Annotated in this window: 19 protein-coding genes; 11 read left to right on the forward strand and 8 right to left on the reverse strand. The window is 58.6% G+C overall.

The annotated features are described in order from the left end of the window. Window positions 1-48: 48 nt before the first annotated feature. Both LLY24_RS08520 and LLY24_RS08525 read right to left on the reverse strand, forming a co-directional pair. The gene (locus tag LLY24_RS08520) at window positions 49-1,233 is read right to left on the reverse strand and encodes a 1-acyl-sn-glycerol-3-phosphate acyltransferase (protein WP_259035856.1); all 1,185 of its coding nucleotides are present in this window, start codon (window positions 1,231-1,233) and stop codon (window positions 49-51) included. Window positions 1,234-1,280: 47 nt separating this feature from the next. Further along, on the reverse strand, window positions 1,281-2,207 hold the full coding sequence (locus LLY24_RS08525; protein ID WP_259035857.1) for a recombination-associated protein RdgC: 927 nt from the start codon (window positions 2,205-2,207) through the stop codon (window positions 1,281-1,283). A 90-nt stretch (window positions 2,208-2,297) separates the two neighbouring features. Here LLY24_RS08525 and LLY24_RS08530 point away from each other — a divergent pair, with 90 nt between their 5' ends. From LLY24_RS08530 to LLY24_RS08570, 9 genes are all read left to right on the forward strand, one after another. Beyond that, window positions 2,298-2,729 carry an acyl-CoA thioesterase gene (locus LLY24_RS08530; RefSeq protein ID WP_259035858.1) on the forward strand — a complete coding sequence of 144 codons (432 nt, stop codon included), beginning with the start codon at window positions 2,298-2,300 and terminating at the stop codon, window positions 2,727-2,729. A gap of 169 nt (window positions 2,730-2,898) precedes the next feature. Continuing rightward, entirely contained in the window at window positions 2,899-5,595 is a 2,697-nt protein-coding gene (gene gyrA, locus LLY24_RS08535; RefSeq protein WP_259035859.1) for a DNA gyrase subunit A, read from the forward strand. Then, on the forward strand, window positions 5,579-6,664 hold the full coding sequence (gene serC, locus LLY24_RS08540; protein WP_259035860.1) for a 3-phosphoserine/phosphohydroxythreonine transaminase: 1,086 nt from the start codon (window positions 5,579-5,581) through the stop codon (window positions 6,662-6,664). Before gyrA ends, serC begins: the two co-directional genes overlap by 17 nt. 5 nt (window positions 6,665-6,669) lie before the next feature. Continuing rightward, window positions 6,670-7,761 carry a prephenate dehydratase gene (gene pheA, locus LLY24_RS08545; protein WP_259035861.1) on the forward strand — a complete coding sequence of 364 codons (1,092 nt, stop codon included), beginning with the start codon at window positions 6,670-6,672 and terminating at the stop codon, window positions 7,759-7,761. Between the two features lie 2 nt (window positions 7,762-7,763). Then, the gene (locus LLY24_RS08550) at window positions 7,764-10,019 is read left to right on the forward strand and encodes a bifunctional prephenate dehydrogenase/3-phosphoshikimate 1-carboxyvinyltransferase (RefSeq protein WP_259035862.1); all 2,256 of its coding nucleotides are present in this window, start codon (window positions 7,764-7,766) and stop codon (window positions 10,017-10,019) included. Then, the gene (gene cmk / locus LLY24_RS08555; protein ID WP_259035863.1) at window positions 10,012-10,701 is read left to right on the forward strand and encodes a (d)CMP kinase; all 690 of its coding nucleotides are present in this window, start codon (window positions 10,012-10,014) and stop codon (window positions 10,699-10,701) included. The genes LLY24_RS08550 and cmk overlap by 8 nt, the downstream gene beginning before the upstream one ends. Before the next feature lie 184 nt (window positions 10,702-10,885). Next, window positions 10,886-12,562, forward strand: a complete 1,677-nt coding sequence (gene rpsA / locus LLY24_RS08560) for a 30S ribosomal protein S1 (RefSeq protein WP_259035864.1) — start codon at window positions 10,886-10,888, stop codon at window positions 12,560-12,562. Window positions 12,563-13,061: 499 nt separating this feature from the next. Continuing rightward, window positions 13,062-13,439: a histone-like nucleoid-structuring protein, MvaT/MvaU family gene (locus LLY24_RS08565; RefSeq protein ID WP_259035865.1), complete on the forward strand. Its 378-nt coding sequence runs from the start codon at window positions 13,062-13,064 to the stop codon at window positions 13,437-13,439. 482 nt (window positions 13,440-13,921) lie between these two features. After that, complete coding sequence (locus LLY24_RS08570; RefSeq protein WP_345799648.1) at window positions 13,922-14,296, forward strand: hypothetical protein; 375 nt, start codon at window positions 13,922-13,924, stop codon at window positions 14,294-14,296. A gap of 68 nt (window positions 14,297-14,364) precedes the next feature. On the opposite strand, the gene LLY24_RS08575 is transcribed toward LLY24_RS08570, so the two are convergent. The 6 genes from LLY24_RS08575 to pilB all read right to left on the reverse strand — a co-directional run bounded on the left by LLY24_RS08575 (window position 14,365) and on the right by pilB (window position 20,003). Then, the gene (locus LLY24_RS08575) at window positions 14,365-14,940 is read right to left on the reverse strand and encodes a hypothetical protein (protein ID WP_345799645.1); all 576 of its coding nucleotides are present in this window, start codon (window positions 14,938-14,940) and stop codon (window positions 14,365-14,367) included. A 324-nt stretch (window positions 14,941-15,264) separates the two neighbouring features. Continuing rightward, window positions 15,265-15,495, reverse strand: a complete 231-nt coding sequence (gene yacG, locus LLY24_RS08580) for a DNA gyrase inhibitor YacG (protein ID WP_259035867.1) — start codon at window positions 15,493-15,495, stop codon at window positions 15,265-15,267. Window positions 15,496-15,515: 20 nt separating this feature from the next. After that, window positions 15,516-16,130 (reverse strand): dephospho-CoA kinase, encoded by a 615-nt coding sequence (coaE, locus tag LLY24_RS08585; protein ID WP_259035868.1) that lies wholly within the window; start codon window positions 16,128-16,130, stop codon window positions 15,516-15,518. A 27-nt stretch (window positions 16,131-16,157) separates the two neighbouring features. Further along, window positions 16,158-17,000 carry a prepilin peptidase gene (locus LLY24_RS08590; protein ID WP_259035869.1) on the reverse strand — a complete coding sequence of 281 codons (843 nt, stop codon included), beginning with the start codon at window positions 16,998-17,000 and terminating at the stop codon, window positions 16,158-16,160. Window positions 17,001-17,053: 53 nt separating this feature from the next. Then, entirely contained in the window at window positions 17,054-18,196 is a 1,143-nt protein-coding gene (locus LLY24_RS08595; RefSeq protein WP_259035870.1) for a type II secretion system F family protein, read from the reverse strand. Between the two features lie 85 nt (window positions 18,197-18,281). Next, the gene (gene pilB / locus LLY24_RS08600) at window positions 18,282-20,003 is read right to left on the reverse strand and encodes a type IV-A pilus assembly ATPase PilB (RefSeq protein ID WP_259035871.1); all 1,722 of its coding nucleotides are present in this window, start codon (window positions 20,001-20,003) and stop codon (window positions 18,282-18,284) included. Window positions 20,004-20,227: 224 nt separating this feature from the next. On the opposite strand from pilB, the gene LLY24_RS18295 reads away from it, so the two are divergent. Beyond that, complete coding sequence (locus tag LLY24_RS18295; protein WP_282563386.1) at window positions 20,228-20,635, forward strand: pilin; 408 nt, start codon at window positions 20,228-20,230, stop codon at window positions 20,633-20,635. Window positions 20,636-20,766: 131 nt separating this feature from the next. Continuing rightward, entirely contained in the window at window positions 20,767-21,573 is an 807-nt protein-coding gene (locus tag LLY24_RS08610) for an inositol monophosphatase family protein (RefSeq protein ID WP_259035872.1), read from the forward strand. The last annotated feature ends 102 nt before the right edge of the window (window positions 21,574-21,675 follow it).

Here is a 21,675-nt window from a genome sequence, read left to right on the forward strand (position 1 = left end):
TGACCATAGCACTTTTTTGCCTAACGGTATCGCAGCGCAACGATAATCTCAGCGCCGCGTCAGCCTGCCTGCCTTGTGCTTGACCGGGTTGGCGTACTGGGCGAGCCAGTAGGGGCGAAGGTGTTCGGGTACGCCGTCAAGACGCGCCTGGAAGCGCTCACGATCCTGGCGAGTGATGGCCTTGCGGGCGACCAGCTCGGGAGCTTCGCCTAGTGCCTCCAAGGCCAAATAGTGGCTTGGATAGAGCTTGTAGCCACCGATCACCTGGCGATCGATCTCGGCCCCGACTTCGTCGGGTGTTGCCATGTCGGCGCTGATCGGCGTGCCAAAGCGCAGTTTGACGCGTCCTTTGGGGCCGGTAATGCCCGATACGATCGAGCGAATGTCCTCGAATTCGGTCTTGGCGTAGCTCCCTTTGGTATCGACGTCGTAGAGCTCTTGGGCTTTTTGGCTGTCGCAGGGGTCGTACTCGTAGCTGATCGATACGGGCACGAGGTTGAGCTCGGCGATGGCGTCGCCAAATACCATGTCGCGCTCGGCCAGGCGCTTGGCCATGACCAGCATCTTGACGATGGCAGGGTCGGTGCGGTCGATGCCGTTTTTGGCCCGGCCTTCACGCTGGGCAAGCCAAATGGAGTGGCGGTCTTCGGTAATCGAGTGGCGAATATAGGCCGAAAGCTGCTGATAGGCTGCCAGCATGGCGCGCTTGCCACGCGCGCTGCGCGGCACGATGAAGCTCTTGTTCAAGCGCATCAGGTCGGTAACGTAGGGCTTTTTCAGCAGGTTGTCGCCGATGGCGATGCGCACGGTGTCGCGGCCCGCCTGGTAGAGCGCGTAGTTGACGAAGGCCGGGTCGAGCGAGATGTCGCGGTGATTACCGATGAACAGGTACGCCTTTTCAGGGTCGAGCTTTTCCAGCCCGCTGACCTCGAAGGTATCGGTAGTGGTGCGGATCATGCGCTCCATGTACCCGGCAATGCGTACCTGGAAGTCGCGCACCGTGGTGACGTCTTTTATTTCGCGCTGGATCGCGTGGCTTGCTAGCTTGCGCGCTACCGGCGGCAGCCAGCGCGCGAGGCGAGGCAGGCGAAAGCGGGTCAGAGCGTCGAGCAGTTCGCTATCCCGCGCGAGGCGGCCGAGCACGTCGGCCACCTCGGTGTCGTTATAGGGGCGAATCTCGGCCCAGGGGTCATTGTCGTGCGCAGTCGGTGCCGCGTGGTTGAGGTCAGTCATGCGATCCGTTGATAGATGTCAGCGTGTCGAGCTTCACACGAATGAAGTTAGGCGGCGGGAGTGTGCTGGGTTTCACCGCCCAGCCACTCCAGCAAACGTAGAATATCGTCCGATAGCGCCTGGGCCATCAGAATGAAGTCCGTTTCCAGACGCACCAAGGCGTCATCGCCGTCATCGGCTTGATCCGCTTCTTCGATCAGGGCATCGCCAAAGCGTACGCCCTTGAGCGCTAGGTCATCGTGGAGCACGAAGCTCACCCGGCCTTCGAGACCCAGCGCAAGCTTGCTGGCCTGGCGTCCCGAGGCGAGCAGTTGCTGAATTTCATCGCTATCGAGATCGACCTGGCGGGCGCGCAAAACGCCGTCATCGCCTTTAGCCTTGAGCTCGACCTGGTCCCCCAGCTGCATGTCCGAGGGGCGGCTGGCGGGATCGCCGAGCCACTGCGTCATCGCCCGCATAGGCAGCGTTTGAGCGCTCAACGGCGTAGCCTTGAGGCTACCCAGCGACTCGCGCAGCAAATCGAGCAGCTCTTCGGCGCGACTGCGTGAGCTCGTGTTGATGCCGATCAGTTGGCGACGGGTGTCCCACCATAGATCGACTTTCTGGCTGCGCACGAAGGCGCGCGGTAGCAGCGCTTCGGTGACCTGCTCCTTCAAGGCGAGCTTTTCCTTGCGGGTGACCTTACGTCCTTCGCGGGCTTCGATGTCAGCGACTTGCTCGTCCACTTCCTCTTTAATGACCGAGGCGGGAAGGATGCGTTCCTGACGCAGGGCACTGAGCAGGCGCTGGCCTTGCACTTCGTGAACCAAGGCGCCGCTGCCTAAACGTCCTGCAGGGGCCGTCCAGCCGAGGCGTCGCGCATCGGCGCCGCCAAGCGGGCGCGCGGACTGAGCGCCGAGCGCTTCTTCTAAGGCGCTTGCCGCCAGTTCAGGGCCGCCGTGAAGCCGATAAAGGTGCAGGTTCTTGAACCACATGTCGCCAGTCCTGTATCAAAGGGGGCACATTATGGCGAAAGCGTGGCGTGACTGCCACCGTCGTGACTCGAGCAAACCTTAGGAGGTCTCATGAGCAAGCTAACTACCACCACGCTGCGCGTTCGCGGCTATCACCTCGATGGCTATGGCCACGTCAACAATGCGCGCTATTTGGAGTTTATGGAGGAGGGGCGCTGGGCCTTCTTCGACGAGCACCCCGAATTCATCGAGCGGCTGCATCGTGCGGGGTTCGCTTTCGTCGTCGTTAATATGAACATCGACTACCGCGCCGCTGCCGTGAATGGCGACGATCTCACCGTGCAGACGGGTATCGTCAAGGTGGGCGGTAAAAGCGCGGTGTGCCATCACCGCATTTTGCACCGCGATGGGCGTGAGGCGGCCACGGCCGATCTTACCTTCGTGCTGCTCGATACCCAGGCCAATCGCGCCGCCGCCATCGACGGGGAAGTGCGTGACGTGCTCGAAGGGTTGATCGTGAGCCGTAACGCCTTTGTCGGCTAGGGCGATTCCCTCCCTTTGGCGACTGCCCTTGCCGCCGGTGCGGTGGTATGATGGCGAAGTATCTGCGCGCCGTTATTCGGTATTTTGAGATGGTGCGGCTGGTTCGCGCCGCCTTTCTCTGCGCTCTCAACTCTCGCAATGCCAATGCAGTGCAAAGGATCTGACTTACATGGGTGACATCGCCAGAGAAATTCTGCCCGTCAATATCGAAGACGAGCTCAAGCAGTCGTACCTCGACTATGCGATGAGTGTCATCATCGGGCGCGCGCTGCCCGACGTGCGCGATGGCCTCAAGCCGGTGCACCGGCGCGTACTATTCGCCATGCATGAGTTGGGCAACGACTGGAACAAACCGTACAAGAAGTCGGCGCGTGTGGTCGGCGATGTCATCGGTAAGTACCACCCTCATGGCGACAGCGCCGTTTACGACACCATCGTACGGATGGCGCAGCACTTCTCCATGCGCCACGTGTTGGTGGACGGTCAGGGCAACTTCGGCTCCATCGACGGCGATAACGCCGCCGCCATGCGTTACACCGAGGTGCGCATGGCGCGCCTGGCCCACGAGCTTTTGGCGGACCTGGAAAAGGACACCGTCGATTGGGTCGATAACTACGACGGCACCGAGCGTATTCCCGAGGTGCTGCCAACCAAAGTGCCTAACCTGCTGATCAATGGCTCCTCGGGTATCGCCGTGGGCATGGCGACGAACATCCCGCCGCACAACATGCGCGAAGTGATCGACGGCTGTCTGGCGCTGATCGATGACTACACCCTGAGCATCGATGATCTGATGCAGTACATTCCTGGTCCTGATTTTCCCACGGGCGGCATCATCAACGGCCGCGCCGGGATTCTCGATGCTTATCGCACCGGGCGTGGGCGCATCTACGTGCGCGCTTGTCACACCATCGAGCACGATGACAAGAGTGGGCGTGATCACATCATCGTCACCGAGTTGCCCTACCAGGTGAACAAGGCGCGCTTGATCGAGAAGATCGCCGAGCTGGTCAAGGACAAGAAGATCGAGGGAATTGCCGAGCTGCGCGACGAGTCCGATAAGGAAGGCCTGCGCGTGGTGATCGAGGTCAAGCGCGGCGAGTCGGGCGAGGTCGTGGTCAATAACCTCTTTGCCCAAACCCAACTGCAAAACGTTTTCGGCATCAATATGGTGGCGCTCGAGAACGGCCAGCCGCGCACGCTCAACTTAAAAGAGATGCTCGAGGCGTTCATTCGCCACCGCCGCGAAGTGGTGACGCGCCGGACGCTGTTCGAGCTGCGCAAAGCGCGCGAGCGGGGGCATATCCTCGAAGGGTTGGCCGTCGCCATCTCCAATATCGATGACGTCATCGAGCTGATCAAAGCTTCACCCAACGCCGCCGAAGCCAAAGAGAAGCTGCTCGATAAAGTCTGGCAACCAGGCCAGGTGACCGGCATGCTCGAGCGCGCCGGTGCTACTTCGTGCAAGCCTGACGAACTCGATGAAAACTTTGGTCTCAACCCTTCGGCCACCCAGTATCGTCTTTCACCGGCCCAGGCCCAGGCGATTCTCGAGCTGCGCTTGCACCGCCTGACCGGGCTTGAAACCGAAAAGCTGCTCGACGAGTACCTCGCCATTCTCGAAAAGATCGCCGAGTTGACCGAAATTCTGGCCTCGCCCGAGCGCCTGATGGAGGTGATTCGCGAAGAGCTGCACGCCGTTCGCGATCAGTTTGGCGACGACCGTCGCAGCGAAATTCAGGCCAGCCGTCTCGATCTCTCCATCGAAGATTTGATTGCCGAAGAGGACATGGTGGTTACGGTGTCGCGCTCCGGCTACGCCAAGACCCAGCCGCTTTCCGACTATCAGGCCCAACGCCGAGGCGGGCGTGGTAAGTCCGCGACCGCGATGAAGGACGAAGACGTCATCGAGCATCTGCTCGTTGCCTCTACCCACGATACCGTGCTGCTGTTCTCTAACCGCGGCAAGGTCTACTGGCTCAAGGTCTACGAAATGCCGGCCGCCAGCCGCGGCTCGCGCGGCAAACCGCTGGTCAACCTGCTGCCGCTGGAAGAGGGTGAGGCGGTCAACGCCATTCTGCCGGTGCGCGACTACGATCCTGATCACTACATCTTCTTCGCCACGGCGAAAGGGACGGTCAAGCGGACGAGCCTCGAACAGTTCTCACGTCCGCGCAGCGTGGGCTTGATCGCCATCGATCTGGAGGAGGGCGACCGCCTAGTGGGTGCCGCCATCACTTCGGGTGACGATCACGCCATGCTGCTCTCTTCCAACGGCAAGGCGATTCGTTTCGAAGAGGCGAATGTCCGCGCCATGGGGCGGACCGCTCGCGGCGTGCGCGGTATGCGTCTGCTCGACGACGCCGAGGTGATCAGCCTGATCATTCCGCAGTCGCAGCTGATCGACGCTGAGGCCGAAGGCGATGACGCCGTCGAGCCGCAGGAAGCCACGGGCGCCGAAGGTCAAATCTACATTCTCACCGCCAGTGAGAATGGCTATGGCAAGCGCACCCGCCTCGAGGAGTTCCCGCTGCGCGGACGCGGCGGCCAGGGTGTCATCGCCATGCAAACCAGCGAGCGCAACGGTGCGCTGGTGGCGGCCATGCAGGTTTACGACGCCGACGAGATGATGTTGATCACCGACCGCGGCACGCTGGTGCGTACCCGCGTCGAAGAGGTCTCGATCACCTCGCGTAACACTCAAGGCGTAACACTGATCCGTCTGGGCAAAGAAGAGAAGCTAGTCAAGACCGTACGGGTCGATGAGCCCGCCGATGACGGTATCATCGATAGCGAGATCGACGCCGAGGCGGCCGAGACTCAAGACGAGGGACGGGGAAACGAAGCGGATGACACGTCACTATAACTTCTGTGCAGGGCCTGCGGCCCTGCCCACTGCGGTGCTGGAACGCGCCAGCCGCGAAATACTGGACTACCAGGGGCGTGGTCTCTCGGTCATGGAGATGAGCCATCGCAGCAGCGAGTTCATTGCCATCGCCGAACGCGCCGAAGCCGATCTACGCGCCTTGCTGGCGATTCCTGCCAACTACCGCGTGCTGTTCCTCCAAGGCGGCGCTAGCCTGCAGTTCGCCATGCTGCCGCTCAATCTGCTGGGCAAAGGCGGCAGCGCCAACTTCATCCAAACCGGTATTTGGGGCAAGAAGGCGCTGACCGAGGCGCGCCACCTTGGCTTTGAGTGCGTAGTGGCCGCGAGCAGCGAGGCTAACGGCCACATCGAGGTGCCGCCGCAGAGTACGCTTACCCCCAGCGCCGATGCCGCCTATCTGCACTACACCTCCAACGAGACCATCGGCGGCCTTGCCTTCGACTACGTACCCAAGGTCGATGCGCCGCTGGTGTGCGACATGTCTTCCGACATCCTGTCCAAGCCCATCGATGTCAGCGACTACGGGGTGATCTATGCCGGTGCGCAGAAGAACATTGGGCCTGCGGGATTGACGCTGGTCATCGTGCGCGAGGATCTGCTCGATCAGGCGGTGACGCCGTCCCCCACGCTGTTCAACTATCGCCAGCTTGCCGAAGCGGGCTCGATGGTCAACACGCCGCCCACGTACGCCTGGTATCTGGCGGGCTTGGTGTTTCAGTGGCTGCAAGAAGAGGTCGGTGGGCTCGAGGCGATGCGCGAGATCAATCAGCGCAAAGCGCAAAAGCTCTACGCCGCCATCGATAGCAGCGACTTCTACTCCAACCCCATCGCCGTACGCAGCCGTTCACTGATGAACGTGCCCTTCGTGCTGGCCGATGAGGCGCTGGATGCTGCCTTCCTGCGCGAGGCGGATGCGGCTGGCCTGCTTAACCTCAAGGGGCATCGCAGCGTCGGCGGCATGCGGGCGAGTCTATACAATGCCGTGCCCGAGGCGGCCGTGGACGCCTTGATCGATTTCATGGCGGACTTTGAACAACGCAAGGGTTAATGTCGATGAGCGATACGCCGATCAATCTCGATGAACTGCGCCAGCGCATCGACCAGCTGGACGGTGACATTCTGCGCCTGATCAGTGAACGCGCCAGCTGCGCGCAGCAGGTGGCCCACGTCAAGCTGGCTGAGAACGAAAACGCGGTCTTCTACCGCCCAGAGCGCGAAGCCAAGGTGCTGCGCCGTATCATGGCGCTAAACCAGGGGCCGCTGGATTCGGAAGAAATGGCGCGCCTGTTCCGCGAGATCATGTCGGCGTGTCTGGCGCTGGAGCAGCCGATCAAGGTCGCCTACTTGGGGCCGGAGGGTACCTTTACCCAGCAGGCCGCGCTCAAGCACTTTGGCGATAGCGCCATCAGCCTACCCATGGCGGCCATCGACGAGGTGTTCCGGGAGGTGGAAGCCGGGGCGGTCAACTACGGCGTGGTGCCTGTCGAGAACTCCACCGAAGGCGTGGTCAACCACACCTTGGATAGCTTCATCGACTCCTCGATCAAGATCTGTGGCGAGGTCGTACTGCGCATTCACCACCACCTACTGGTGAGCGAAACTACCCGCCGCGACAAGGTTTCGCGCATTTACTCGCACCCTCAGTCCATCGCCCAGTGCCGTAAGTGGCTGGATGCACACTATCCTCACGCCGAGCGCGTACCCGTCTCTTCCAACGCCGAGGCGGCACGGCTGGTCAAGACCGAGTGGCACAGCGCCGCTATTGCGGGGGATATGGCTGCCAAGCTCTATGGCCTCGAAAAGATCGCTGAGAAGATCGAGGATCGCCCGGACAACTCTACGCGCTTTTTGATCATCGGCAGCGAAGACGTACCGATCTGCGGTGAGGACAAAACCTCGATTGTGGTGGCCATGCGCAACCAGCCGGGTGCGCTGCACGAGCTGCTCGAACCCTTCCATCGCCACCAGATCGACCTTACCCGGCTCGAGACGCGCCCTTCACGCACCGGCGTGTGGAACTACGTTTTCTTCATCGACTTCAAGGGCCATCGCGACGAGCCGCGCGTTGCGGCCATGCTCGATGAGGTGCGCCTGCGTGCCGCCGAGCTCAAGGTGCTTGGCTCCTACCCCCAGGGTGTGCTCTAGGCGTGCAGGTCAACGAAGCTAAAATCGTCATCGTGGGGCTTGGGTTGATTGGTGGCTCCTTGACGGCCGCACTGCGCGCCAAAGGCTATCGTGGCGAGATCGCTGCTTGTGATCGTAACCCCGACGAGGTTGCACGCGGCCGCGCCATGGGGCTAATCGACGGTGGCGGTATCGATCTTGCGGCCCAGCTCGAAGGCGCCAGCATGATCGTATTGGCCGTGCCCGTGCTGGCCATGGAAGCGGTCACCGAAAAGGTCGCGGCTTACCTTCCGCGCGCGCGGCCCGATGTCGTGGTGACCGACGTGGGCAGCACCAAGGCGGCCATGCGCGACTGCGTGGTGCGAGTCTTTGGCCGGGTGCCGCCCAACGTGGTGCTGGGCCACCCAATTGCTGGGTCGGAAAAGAGCGGCGTAGGCGCTGCCGATGCCACGCTCTTTCGTGACCGTAAGGTGATTTTGACCCCCGAGGCCGATGCCGACCCTGTGGCGCTATCGCGCGTACGCAGCCTATGGGCGTGCTGCGAGGCCGAGGTGATCGAGATGGACGTCACCCGCCACGACCAGGTGCTGGCGCGGACGAGTCACCTACCGCATCTGTTGGCCTTTTCGTTGGTCGATACCCTGGCGCGCCAAGACGAGCGTCTGGATATCTTTCGCTACGCCGCCGGTGGCTTTCGCGACTTCACTCGGATCGCCGGAAGCGACCCGGTGATGTGGCGCGATATTTTCACTGCCAACCGGGATGCCGTGCTCGCCTCGTTGGACGACTTCGAGGCCGGGCTCAAGCGCCTGCGCCGCGCCGTCAGCGAGGGCGACAGCGACGCCATGCTCGCCACGTTTGATCGCGCCAGCCACGCGCGCCACTATTTCGATACCCTATTGAACAAAACCAGTTACCAGGCGGAATACTCTATGCAACCACAAGGCAACGTCATCTACCGCATGAGCCCGGGCGGCAGCGCCGAGGGGCGTATCCGCGTGCCCGGCGACAAGTCGGTGTCGCATCGCTCGATCATGCTCGGCGCTCTGGCCGAGGGCGTCACCAAGGTAACGGGGTTCCTCGAGGGCGAAGACAGCTTGGCGACGCTTCAGGCGTTTCGCGAAATGGGCGTGGCCATCGAAGGCCCGCACCAAGGGCGGGTCACCATCCACGGCGTGGGTATGCGCGGGTTGAAGCAGCCAGCGGGCCCGCTTTACGTGGGGAACTCGGGGACTGCTATGCGTCTTTTCGCTGGGCTTTTGGCGGGCCAGGTGTTTGATACTGAACTCACCGGTGATGACTCTCTGACCAAGCGCCCGATGGGGCGGGTCGCCGATCCGCTGCGCTTGATGGGCGCGCAGATCGACACCGCCGAGGGTGGGCGCCCACCGCTCAAGATCCAGGGTGGGGCGTCACTCAAGGGTATCGACTACGACATGCCGATGGCCAGCGCGCAGGTGAAATCGTGCCTGCTGTTGGCAGGGCTTTACGCCGAAGGTGAGACGCGCGTGCGCGAGCCTGCTCCTACGCGCGATCATACCGAGCGCATGCTCAACGGCTTTGGCTATCCCGTCGAACGTCAAGGCGATACCTGCTGGCTAAAAGGGGGAGGGGCGCTTACGGCGGGGCCCATCGACGTGCCGTCGGATATCTCCTCGGCGACGTTCTTTTTGGTCGCAGCGGCGATTACGCCGGGATCAAACGTGGTGCTCGAGCACGTTGGCATCAACCCCACGCGTATCGGCGTGATCAATATTCTCAAGGCCATGGGCGCGGATCTCACCCTTGCCAACGAGGCCGTCGTTGGTGGCGAGCCAGTGGCGGACATTCATATTCGCTACGCACCGCTTAAGGGCATCGATATTCCTACCGATCAGGTGCCGCTGGCGATCGACGAGTTCCCGGCACTGTTCATCGCGGCGGCCAACGCCGAGGGCACCACGCGCCTGCGCGGCGCCGAAGAGCTGCGGGTCAAGGAGTCTGATCGTATTCAGGCGATGGCCGACGGTTTGGCGATTCTGGGCGTGCCGCATACCGTGGTCGAAGATGGCATCGATATCCAAGGTAACGGGAACGCTGATGTTGCAAGCTACCGAGGCGGGCGCGTCGATAGCCTTGGTGATCACCGTATCGCCATGGCTTTTGCCGTCGCTTCACTGCGTGCGGCCGAGCCCATCGTTATCGATGACTGCGCCAACGTGGCCACCTCCTTCCCCAACTTCGTCGAGCTTGCCAAGCGCATCGGTATGCATATCGAAGTGGAGGGCGCTCATGGCTGAGCGGACGCCGGTACTGACCATCGATGGCCCCGGCGGCGCGGGCAAGGGAACGATCAGTAGCTTGATCGCCGAACGCTTGGGCTGGCATTTGCTCGATAGCGGCGCGCTCTATCGCTTGACTGCGCAAGCGGCGGTCAAGCATGGCGTAGCGCTCGATGACGAAACCAGGGTGGCGGCGCTGGCGAAGTCGCTCGACGTGGCGTTTCCCGTCGAACGCGGCGTGCCGCAAACGCTGCTCGAAGGCGAGGAGGTGACGCGCCTGATTCGCACTGAAGCCGCGGGTGAGCGCGCCTCGCAAGTGGCGGCTTTGACCCTGGTGCGCGACGCGCTGCTTTCTCGCCAGCGCGATTTCTGCCGCGCCCCTGGGCTTGTGGCTGATGGACGTGATATGGGCACAGTGGTGTTTCCCGAAGCGCCGCTCAAGATATTTCTTACCGCGAGTGCTGAGGAGCGCGCGCGTCGGCGCTACCAGCAGTTGCGCGAAAACGGCGTGGATGCTAGTCTGTCGAGTCTTTTGCAGGAGATACAGGCACGCGATGCGCGTGATACGCAACGCAGCGTGGCACCGCTCAAGCCGGCAGATGATGCCATTACGCTTGATACCACGCGCCTGAGTATACCGGAAGTGGTCGATCGGCTGACCGAATTGCTTGTCCAGCGTGGCATGGCGCACGGCACCTGATTCTCCCTTGCGGCGCTTTCGAAGTGGCGTGAAGACGTGGCAGGGCAGTTGACTCACAACGGGAAGCCCGGTCAGGTCAAACCAGCGTTAACGTCCTCGAAGGCAGAGTGTTATTAGGCCCGCGCTCGCTGGTGGTGCGGAGAAGGCAGCAATGCCTCAACAACGTTGATTACGTAGGAACATCATGAGCGAAAGCTTTGCTGAACTGTTTGAACAGTCTTTGAACGACATCAACATGGAGCCGGGCGCGATCGTTGCGGCTCAGGTCGTCGACATCGATGGTGACTGGGTTACCGTCAACGCCGGTTTGAAGTCCGAAGGTCAGATTCCGGCCGCGCAATTCCGTGATGAAAACGGCGAACTGACCATTGCCATCGGCGATGACGTTCACGTTGCTCTGGAAGCCGTCGAAGACGGTTTCGGTGAAACTCGTCTGTCACGCGAGAAGGCCAAGCGTGCCGAAGCGTGGAAGATTCTGGAAGCCGCCTTCGAGAAAGACGAAATCATCAAGGGTGTCATCAACGGCAAGGTCAAGGGTGGTTTCACGGTCGACGTCGACTCCATTCGCGCCTTCCTGCCGGGTTCCCTGGTCGATGTACGTCCGGTTCGCGATACTGCGCACCTGGAAAACAAAGAGCTGGACTTCAAGGTCATCAAGCTCGATCCGAAACGCAACAACGTTGTTGTCTCTCGTCGCGCCGTGCTCGAAGCTGAAAACAGCGCCGAGCGTGAAGCTCTGCTGGCTACGCTGCAGGAAGGCCAGCAGATCAAGGGTATCGTCAAGAACCTGACCGACTACGGCGCTTTCGTCGATCTCGGCGGCGTCGACGGCCTGCTGCACATCACCGACATGGCCTGGAAGCGCATCAAGCATCCTTCCGAAATCGTGGCCGTTGGTGACGAAATCAACGTCAAAGTGCTTAAATTCGATCGTGAGCGCAACCGCGTTTCACTGGGTCTGAAGCAGCTGGGCGAAGATCCGTGGGTCAACATCAAGGCGCGTTACCCGGAAGGCACCAAGGTGCAGGCCGTGGTCACCAACCTGACCGACTACGGCTGCTTTGCCGAGTTGGAAGAGGGCGTCGAAGGTCTGGTTCACGTATCCGAAATGGATTGGACCAACAAGAACATTCATCCGTCCAAAGTGGTTCAGGTCGGTGAAGACGTCGAAGTCATGGTTCTCGACATCGACGAAGAGCGTCGTCGTATCTCCTTGGGTATCAAGCAGTGCACTGCTAACCCGTGGGAAACCTTCAACGGCCAGTACAACAAGGGCGACCGTGTCTCTGGTACCATCAAGTCGATCACCGATTTCGGTATCTTCATTGGTCTGGAGGGCGGTATCGACGGTCTGGTTCACCTGTCCGACATCTCTTGGACAGAGACCGGCGAAGAAGCCGTTCGCAACTTCAAAAAGGGCGACGAAGCCGAAGCCGTCATCCTTTCTATCGACCCGGAACGCGAGCGCATCTCGCTGGGTATCAAGCAAATGGATTCCGATCCGGTTGCTGAGTACCTCTCGGTCAACGACAAAGGCAGCATCGTGACTGGCCGCGTCGTTGAAGTCGATGCCAAAGAAGCGCATGTCGAGCTGGCAACTGATGTCATCGCCGTGCTCAAGGCATCCGAGATCAGCGCTGACCGTGTCGAAGACGCGCGCAACGTGCTCAACGAAGGCGACAGCGTCGAAGCGCGTATCGTCAACGTTGATCGTAAGAGCCGTCAGATCAACCTGTCCATCAAGGCCAAAGAGCAAGACGATACTCGCCAAAGCATGAAGAAACTGCGCGAGCAAGAGCCTGAGACAGGCGGCCCGACCACCATCGGCGACCTGATCAAGCAACAAATGGGTCAAGATTGATTCTAAAATCGATCTAGATCATAAAACGCCACTCTTCGGAGTGGCGTTTTTTCTGTGTGCAATATTGTAAACCCTGCCCATGATGCTCGCGACGACATGTTGTTACTGTGCTAGGTGAGTTATATAACGTCTTAATTGGCGGACATTTTCTATCAGGTTTTGCTTTTTTTGCGAAACGTTATGCGAGTAACCTCATGCAAGGTTATCTTAAGTTGGCTATCTGTTTTGTTAGTTTTCGGGGAGGAGTAGCAGGGCTTGGTGAGTGCTCAACTACCGATAGTGATAAAGCGGCCGCCTTTTGAAGCGCTAACTGAGCTTTTGATTATTTGATATTTTCTATTCGAAAAATTAAAAAGACTATAGCATTCGAAGTTATTTCAACTAGACTATTGTCAATAAGCAAATTAACAGGAATAATGGTACCGCATCCTGAACTACCGAGTATCGAAACTGTCCATTTCGTACTCATGTTTCACCTCTCATGTTAAGGGAACTCGCCATGTCATTGCTTAACGAATACTTTCAGAAAGAGCAGCAGTTGAAGCAACTCCAGGAAGACCTGGAGCGCCTGCAGAAAGACCAGCGTTTGAAAAGCGAGCTGGATCTGAAAGACAAGCTCGAAGCGCTGATGAAAGAATTCAACAAACGCCCGGCCGATATCATCGCACTGCTTGATCCTAAAGCAGAGCAGCGTGCCGCTAAGGCGCCGGCTACCAGTGCCACTGGCCGTCGTAAGCGTCGTTTGAAGATTTACAAGCACCCCAAGACGGGTGAGGTTATCGAAACGCGCGGCGGTAATCACAAAGGTCTGCGTAGCTGGAAAGACGAGTTTGGCGAAGAGACCGTGGAGTCCTGGCTCGTTCGTACTGAAGACTAAGTCATCGCTTAGCCGGCATCCCTAGGGGTGTCGGCTTTGTTTTACCCCTGTATTTTTCGCATTAGACAACAGATTCTCCTACCCTGAATGACGCGATATAATGGCTTTGGTCATCCATCGCAGGCGAGTCGCAACGGTCGCCAAATCGCGTGACAATAACGAGAATGAAAACTAACATCTAGCGGCTGGTTAGCCTAGAGGTGGCTGTAAAAGCGATCATTCTTGAGCTCGACTGTCTAATTGCCCATATTGCTGTACATGAATTAATCTTTCTTCGAATGAGTGGCGCCCTTTGTGCTGGTCTTTAAGCATCGCGGATAGCAGTGCATTGCCCTTAATAGGTCATACCACACGCTTTTCTAGCGGCTATTCGTATATGCCGATGGTGTGTCGCCTGGATAGTACGAAGACGCGCCACAATGAATACCGCTCGGCGTTGATCATGGATGTCGAAAGCAGTATCGGCGAGCGTGGGCGTGACGATGCTGTTCGAAGGTATTGATAAAGGTGAAGATGAAACGGTAATGAAACATCAAAAGGCTAATAAGCCGCTCGATGAGCGGGAAAAGCTGCGTAAGTTCCGTGAACTGGACGATGCGTTTGCACAAGCATTGAAGATGCTCGATGACCCGGCTAAAAGCCAGGACATTCCCACTGGACCTCCCGTACGTTCGATCGCCATGCTCGAACAAGAGGAGCAGGAAGCCCAGGCACAGCGCGACCAAGAGCGCTTCAAAGAGCGCCTCGATGCGTTGATTAAGGAAAGTGGCTTCTCTTCTAAGGCCCTGGCTGCCATCGTGAACGCGCTGACCACCCACGGTGTATGGCAAGCCGACGAGCTGCCTTCGCCGCAGTAAAGCGCATGGACACCCCTAGCGCATTGGAGCGGCAATACCCTCGCGTGCGCTAGGTGTCTACATTGGGCTTAACGGTAGCGGTGTATGCGTAGGCTGGGTAGAAAAGGTTCGGCTTCGATCTTTTCATCGCGCCGCCGCGCCCGGGTTCTTTCGCTCGGCGGCTGCGTCGGCGGGTATGTTAGATGGGGTAGGCCCCGTTGGGTCGCGGGGACGATCAATGGCAGCGCAACGTTGAGTGCGCGACGCGTATGACCATCCTCTAGTGGCTCGGTGAAGAACAGATTGGCCCGCATTAGCGGCGCTTGAGGTTGAACCTGGGCGAGCATTTCACCACTAGGTAGGCTTGCAAGCTTGCGTAGCTGGATTTGCACGTGGGCCGCTTGAGTATCCAGTTTGAGCAACTTTTGCTCGGCCTCGGCAACGCTAAGACGTTTGATCGAACGTCCGCTGCTGTACCAGGCAAAGCGTACACGGGCCACACTTGCCTCGGCGATGGGAATATGTCGCCAACACTGCTTGAGATGAAGTCTGGCTAGGCCATTGCGTTGAAGCAGCGTATCGATATCGGGATGGCGTTCGGCCAAACGCTGCCGTGCCTCGCTTAGATGGGAGGGGTAGAGCGATTTGAGATGCTGTAGAAGCATCGAAAAGCGCGATTTCGCTGTGTTCGCCTGTTCTAACGTATAAAGAAGTTCGGGCTCTGCCGCGACGATACCAATATAGTTCCGTGTCTCACGCCCGTCCTGCCCATTTACGTACCAAAGATCCATTAGGGCCTGCTCAAACCACGCCGCTGGTGTCAGCTCACTATCGAACATCCAGGTAGGTGGTAAGGTTTGCGCGTAGCACGCCGCGGCAGCGTTTAAACGCTGCATGAGGTGATCGAAGGCGTTATCCAAGGCATGAAGTGCCTCATAGATGCCGGCGGGCGATTGGGTGCTCATAGGTAGGAAGATAGATTCCCCGGGTTAGTTGAGCGGCGCATCGCGGTCAGCCTGTGCCAGTAGTGTATCGAGGTCGGCCTCATCCATAGCCGACTCACCGGCAATGCGGTGAGACTCATCGGCCCAAGCGCCCAAATCGATTAGCTGGCAGCGTTTGCTGCAAAAGGGGCGATAGGCATTGGCAGCCTTCCAGATCACTTTTTTGCCACATTGAGGGCAGTTGACCGAAAGCGTGGTAGTGCTAGCGTGAGGCATAGAATCCTTTAACAACATTCTTAAGAAAGAGTGCGATGAGCCGCTAACTGGCGATAGCGCTCGTCAAGTGCGGCAACGCGAGCGTCGAGCGCATTTTCATCGCCGCTATTGTCGATGATGTCATCCGCGCGCTGGTTTCGCGCATCGCGCGGCAGCTGTGCGGCGATGATAGCACTTGCCTGCTCATGGCTTACGCCGTCACGCGCTTGAGTACGTGCAAGCTGTAGCTCTTGAGGGACATCGACGACGAGCGCCCGTTCGACCAGCGTATGCTGCCCTGACTCGAAGAGCAAAGGCGACACTAGCAGCACATAGGGGGAGCCTTGATGAAGTAGTTCATCAAGGCGCTCGATCAGTCGCTGACGAATGCGCGGGTGCGTTTGGGCTTCGAGCCAAGCACGCTCTGTTGGCTCGGCGAAGACGATGGTACGCAAGGCGGCGCGATCGAGCTCGCCGTTGGGTTGCAAAATGCTAGGACCATAGCGTTCGCTGATGGCGTGAAGCGCAGGCTCGCCGGGCTTGACTACCTCGCGGGCGATATCGTCGGCGTCGACCCAGCCAATTCCGCGCGTACCAAAGGCGCGTGCGACCGTCGATTTTCCCGAGCCAATGCCGCCGGTGAGCCCAATGATCATGCTAATGCCTCCGCCTGGCGAGTCGTGCTAACCACCCATCATCCAATAGCGGCTCATTATACCATCGTCGGTCAAAAGGCTCAGCCACCCACCGAAGGCCAGAAAAGGACCAAACGGCATGACCGCGCCGCGTTGTTTGCCGCTGACTGCGAGTAACAGCAAGCCAACCACAGCTCCGGTTCCCGCGGATGCCAAGAGTATCAAGGGTAGTTGCTGCCAACCCACCCAGGCGCCCAGGGCCGCTAGCAGTTTGAAATCGCCATAACCCATGCCCTCTTTACCGGTCATTAGCTTGAATAGCCAATAGACGCACCAGAGTAGGCCATACCCCAGCATGGCCCCGATGACGGCATCATCGAGACTTTGTGGGCGAAAGCAGAGCGTGAACAGCAATCCGCTCCACAGTAGCGGTAGTGTGATCGCGTCCGGCAATAGCTGGGTATGCCAATCGATCAGCGCCAGCGCCAGCAGCGCAAAGCAAGCGAGTAAGACGCACAGCCCCATGAGTGAAGTGCCTAGCTGGCTCCACACGGCCAGGGCCAGCAGGGCGCTGAAGGCCTCTACCAAAGGATACTGATAGCTAATCGCTGTATTGCACTGGGCGCATTTGCCGCGTCGTTTCAGCCAGCCAAGCAGGGGAATGTTATCGTGCCAGGCAATGGGGGCTTGACAGTGGAGGCAGTGTGAACGCGGCGCTGCCAGCGTAAGCGTCGGTGGTTCGGCAGCAGGAGCGAGCGTAAGAATTGCCCGTGCTTCGCGCTCCCACTGCGCTACCAGCATGCGCGGTAGCCGGTAGACCACGACATTGACGAAGCTGCCCAGACAGAGGCCGAGGATTATAACGAAGGTAATTTCTAGTGAAATGCTCATAACCTAGCGTCCGTTCATCCCATCAGGTTTGGTGTTTGCTAATGGCGCTGGTACTAAAGCGCCATGCCCATATGAAAGATGGGAAGGTACATCGCCAAGACCACCGCGCCGACTAAGATACCGAGTACGACGATGACCAATGGCTCCATCAATGAGGTCAGGGTGTCGACATGAGTATCGACTTCTTTGTCGTAGTAGTCAGCAACACGCCCGAGGAGCGCCTCCAGCGCTCCCGAGGCCTCGCCTATATGAATCATTTGAATTGCCATAACAGGAAAACGATTGGTTAGGCGCATGGCGGTATAGAGCGGCTGGCCGCTGGCAATGTCTTCTTCCACATGCGTCATGGCGCGAACATAGACGCGGTTGCGGGTAGCGCCTCGGGCCGTTCTTAACCCTTCAGTGAGCGGAATACCTGCGGCGGCAGTCGTGGCTAAGGTGCTGGCAAAGCGTGCCACAGCGGCTTTTTGTGCCAATCCTCCCACACAAGGGAGGCGTAGTATCCATGCATCCAGCGCATAGGCAACCCGTGGTGAGCGAAGGCCTAACTTGATGGCAAACGCGGCGAGCGCAATGGCGACCAGCAACAGCGGCCAGTAGAGCTGTGCCTGGGTGGAGAGCATGACCGTAAACTGGGTAAGCCAAGGCAGCTCGGCATCCAAACCTTGGAACATGCTTTCGAACTCCGGCACCACCTTGATCAACAAAAGCAGCGTAACGCTTAGGCCAACGAATAAGACGGTGAGCGGGTACCAAAGCGCTTTTTTGATGCGCTGCTTGAGCGTGGCCATTTTTTCCTGGTGGTGAGCAATGCGTTCGAGCATATCGGCAAGTCGCCCTGACTGCTCGCCGGCCTCGACCAAATTGAGGAACAGCGTATCGAAATGGCGCGGATGGCGCCCTAGGGCGCGAGCAAACTCGTCACCCGCCGCGACGCTCTCGGCAAGCTGATGAATGAGTGTGGCCATGGCGGGCTTTTTTTGGCTTTCAAGCGTGGCGTGAAGTGCTTGTAAAAGCGGAATGTGGGCGCGAATCATGGTGGCCATTTGGCGCGCGAACACCATGATATCGTGTGCTGCGATGCGCTGCTGCATGCGTAAGCGTTGGCGCCGCTGAATATGGGTCACTTTGATCTGCTGTTCGGCGAGCTGTGCCGTTACCTCGCGCTTGCTAGTCGCAACAAGATAGCCACGCAACGTTTGGTTTCGTGGTCCACGGCCCTCCCAGCGCCAGCTGTGAAGCAGCGGTTGCCGAGACCATACGCGGCCTTTACGCGCGTCTTCACTTTTGGGTAACACGCTGAACCTCTTCAAGCGTCGTCGTGCCGTCAAGTACGCGTGAAAGCGCGTGCTGAAAAAGGCTCACATGGCCTTCGGCACGAAGGGTGCGTTCGATGTCGAGCGTGCTGGCACGCTGATGGATGTGCTCGCGCAGAGCGGTAGAGATCGGCGCCACTTCGTATACTCCGATTCGGCCGCGATACCCTTTTGTACAGTGTTTGCAGCCTACGGCACGATAGAGCGAAGCGCTTTCGATCACATCGGGCGCGACACCTGCATCGAGCAATACCTGGCGTGGGAGCGTCGTTGGGGCTTTGCAAACGCTGCAGAGTCGACGCACCAGCCGCTGCGCGATGATCAGACTAACGGCGCTGGCAATATTGAAAGCGGCCACACCCATATTGGCAAGGCGATCCAAGGTTTCGGAAGCCGAATTGGTATGGACCGTCGAGAGCACGAGATGCCCCGTTTGCGCCGCCTTGATGGCGATATCGGCGGTTTCCAGATCGCGTATCTCGCCGACCATGATGACATCGGGGTCTTGGCGCAAGAAGGCCCTTAGCGCCGCCGAAAAGGTAAAATCGATCTTGGGCTGCACGCTGATTTGGTTGACCCCCGCCAGCTTGATCTCAACCGGATCCTCAGCGGTACAAAGGTTGCGCTCGGTTTGGTTGAGCAGTTGCAGGCCAGTGTAGAGCGTTACCGTCTTACCGCTGCCGGTAGGACCAGTAACCAGCACCATGCCATGCGGTTTAGACAGCGCTCGTTCGTAGTGTTGGCGCTGGACATGACTAAATCCCAGCTCCTCGATACCCAGATGAGTGGCCTCTTGTTCGAGCAGGCGCAGTACGATCTTTTCGCCACTAACGGTAGGCAGGGTACTGACACGAAACTCAACGCTGCGTGACGGCGAGTAGCTTAGGGTAAGGGTGCCGTCTTGAGGAAGGCGACGCTCGGCGATGTCCAGGCGCGCCATGACCTTCAAGCGTGCGGCAATATGCTGACGAAGCTGGTGGGCAAGGCGAACGATCTCGATGAGTACGCCATCGATTCTAAAGCGAACGCGATAGCTTCCTTCGTAAGGCTCGAAATGAATATCCGAAGCGTCGCGATTGATAGCATCGAACAGCACTTTATTGATGAACTTGACGATTGGCGCCTGCTCTTGGCGGTGGGGTAACGAAGTATCGCCGATACCACTGTCAGGGTAGTCGATAGCCACCGTATCGGGACTGTCCAAGCTTTCGAGGTCTTCTAAAAGTGTGCGCTCGTTGTGTAACAGATAGCTATGTAACGCTAGATTCAACTGCGGCGAAGGCGCCAGTACGCCGTGAATAGTGAGGCCTGTGACAACGCGAAGTTCATGTAAATCGATGATGTTTTCAGGATAGGCGATGGCAACAGTGAGCTGCTCTTTATCGCGTTTCAGCGGTAAGGCAGAGAGCTTTTTCAATGTTTTAGTCGGCAATTCTTCTATCGGCGGCAGCGCCGTCATGCGTACACCATCGAGGTCCACGACCGGTATGCCATACTCCCACCCGGCTAGAAGCGTCGCCTGACCTGCATCGATGGCGGCATGCTCGATCAGTTGGCGTAGCAGCGAGCACTTGGCGCTGTTTGCCTGGCGAAGGTGGGAGCTTAGCTGTGATGGTGTAATGAGCCCGTGCTGCAAGAAGCGTTCGCACAAGCCTTTATAGGGTGATAGTGCGAGCGTTAATGGCACATTGTTATCTTTGAAGTTTGTGGTTAAGACGCTCCCCATGCGAATAACGCTCCCTGTTTTATGCATTATGCCTTTATTTTGATGTGGCGTTGCCAAGTAATGATTAGTGGGTTAGGGTGGCAGTGATGTCTCAGGTTAATTAAACAGAAAGACGAAATAAAGACGTTGTCATAAATAAATAACAAGGGTCCTAAAAATAGACTAAAAAATAAGGGGATGCGTAAATGAAGTCGCTCAACAAGAGGGGTTGTGTAACGTTTCGAGGCGCGCGACAAAAAGGCTTTACGCTGATCGAACTGTTGATTGTCGTGGCCATCGTGGGACTGTTAGCAGCCGTAGGCGTGCCGCAGTACACCAGCCATCTGGATCGCTCTTCCGTGAGTGCCTGTATGACCGAACTCAGCGCCTATAGAACCGATGCCCTGACTACCTCCATGTTCGAAGACGCCGACACCGATCCGCCAACCTTTCCTTTTCAAGCCTGCGATATTGGCGAGGGTGACTATGGTGAGCTCGCTGCTGCTTTTCAGGCCAACGGCGAGGAGGGCAGCACCTACCCCGTTAGTACCTCGCGAGTTGAAAACGGCATCGAAATTCATCCTGATGGCACCATACGCCGCGCCGAGAGCTGATGATATCTTCTTGCCCAAACGCTCTGCCTTCTCGCTACTGTCATATCGAGCGGCTATGCTGATCGACCATTACAGTAATGTACCGCTAAGAGCGAGTTGATCGTTAAGAGCGTGTGAACATAGGAGAGAGCATGAGCCGCGACACCCACGAGCAGCGTTTGGCCAAAACCATCGAGATTGCCGAGCAGGCAGGAAAGATGATTCTGCGTGCGCGCCAAGAACAGCGCTTTGGTCAGCGCCTCAAGGCAGGTGAAGAGCTCGTCACCGATATCGATGTGGCCGTCGATCGCTTTATCAGCGAGGCGCTGGAGACAGCTTTTCCTGGCGAAGCGCGTTTGAGCGAAGAGTTGGCTCCCGAGCAGCAAGAGGTAGGCAGCGGGCCGCTGTGGGTGGTCGATCCTATCGATGGTACCGTCAACTTCGCTCATGGGCTGCGGCACGTCGCCGTTTCGATCGGCTGGATGGAGGAGGGCGTCACCCAGGTGGGTGTGGTGCACGCCCCTTTTCTCGATGAAACCTTTACCGCCCTCAAGGGCCAAGGTGCCTGGCGCAATGGCGTGGCGATCGCGCCAAGTCACACAAGCGTACTCGAGCATGCGCTAGTGGCCACGGGCTTTCCCTATCAGCGCGAGCAGCGAAAGCACCTCTTACCACGGCTAACCAAGGTGCTGGCGAACTGTCGGGATGTGCGCCGTAACGGCGCCGCTGCGCTGGATATCTGTGACATCGCCTGCGGGCGACTAGATGCCTACTACGAATCGGTGTCGCCCTGGGATTTCGTCGCTGGCTGGTTGATCGCGAAAGAGGCGGGCGCACGGGCCGGACATCTTATCGAGGTGCCCGAGGGAACACCGGAAGATATCTTCTCGCGAGAGTTGCTGGTGACGGCACCCGGGGTTTTCGAAGCCATGCGCACGCTGCTGCAGGACGAGGCGTAGGGCCAAACTGCACGGCGTAACAACGCCTAGCTCCAATGTCATCTCGGTCACGTAGACAACCGCTTGAAATAAAAGCGCAAAAAGGGCTTTTCATTTGCGCTT

It is taken from the genome of Halomonas dongshanensis, from assembly GCF_024790395.1.
Lineage (GTDB): Bacteria > Pseudomonadota > Gammaproteobacteria > Pseudomonadales > Halomonadaceae > Vreelandella > Vreelandella dongshanensis.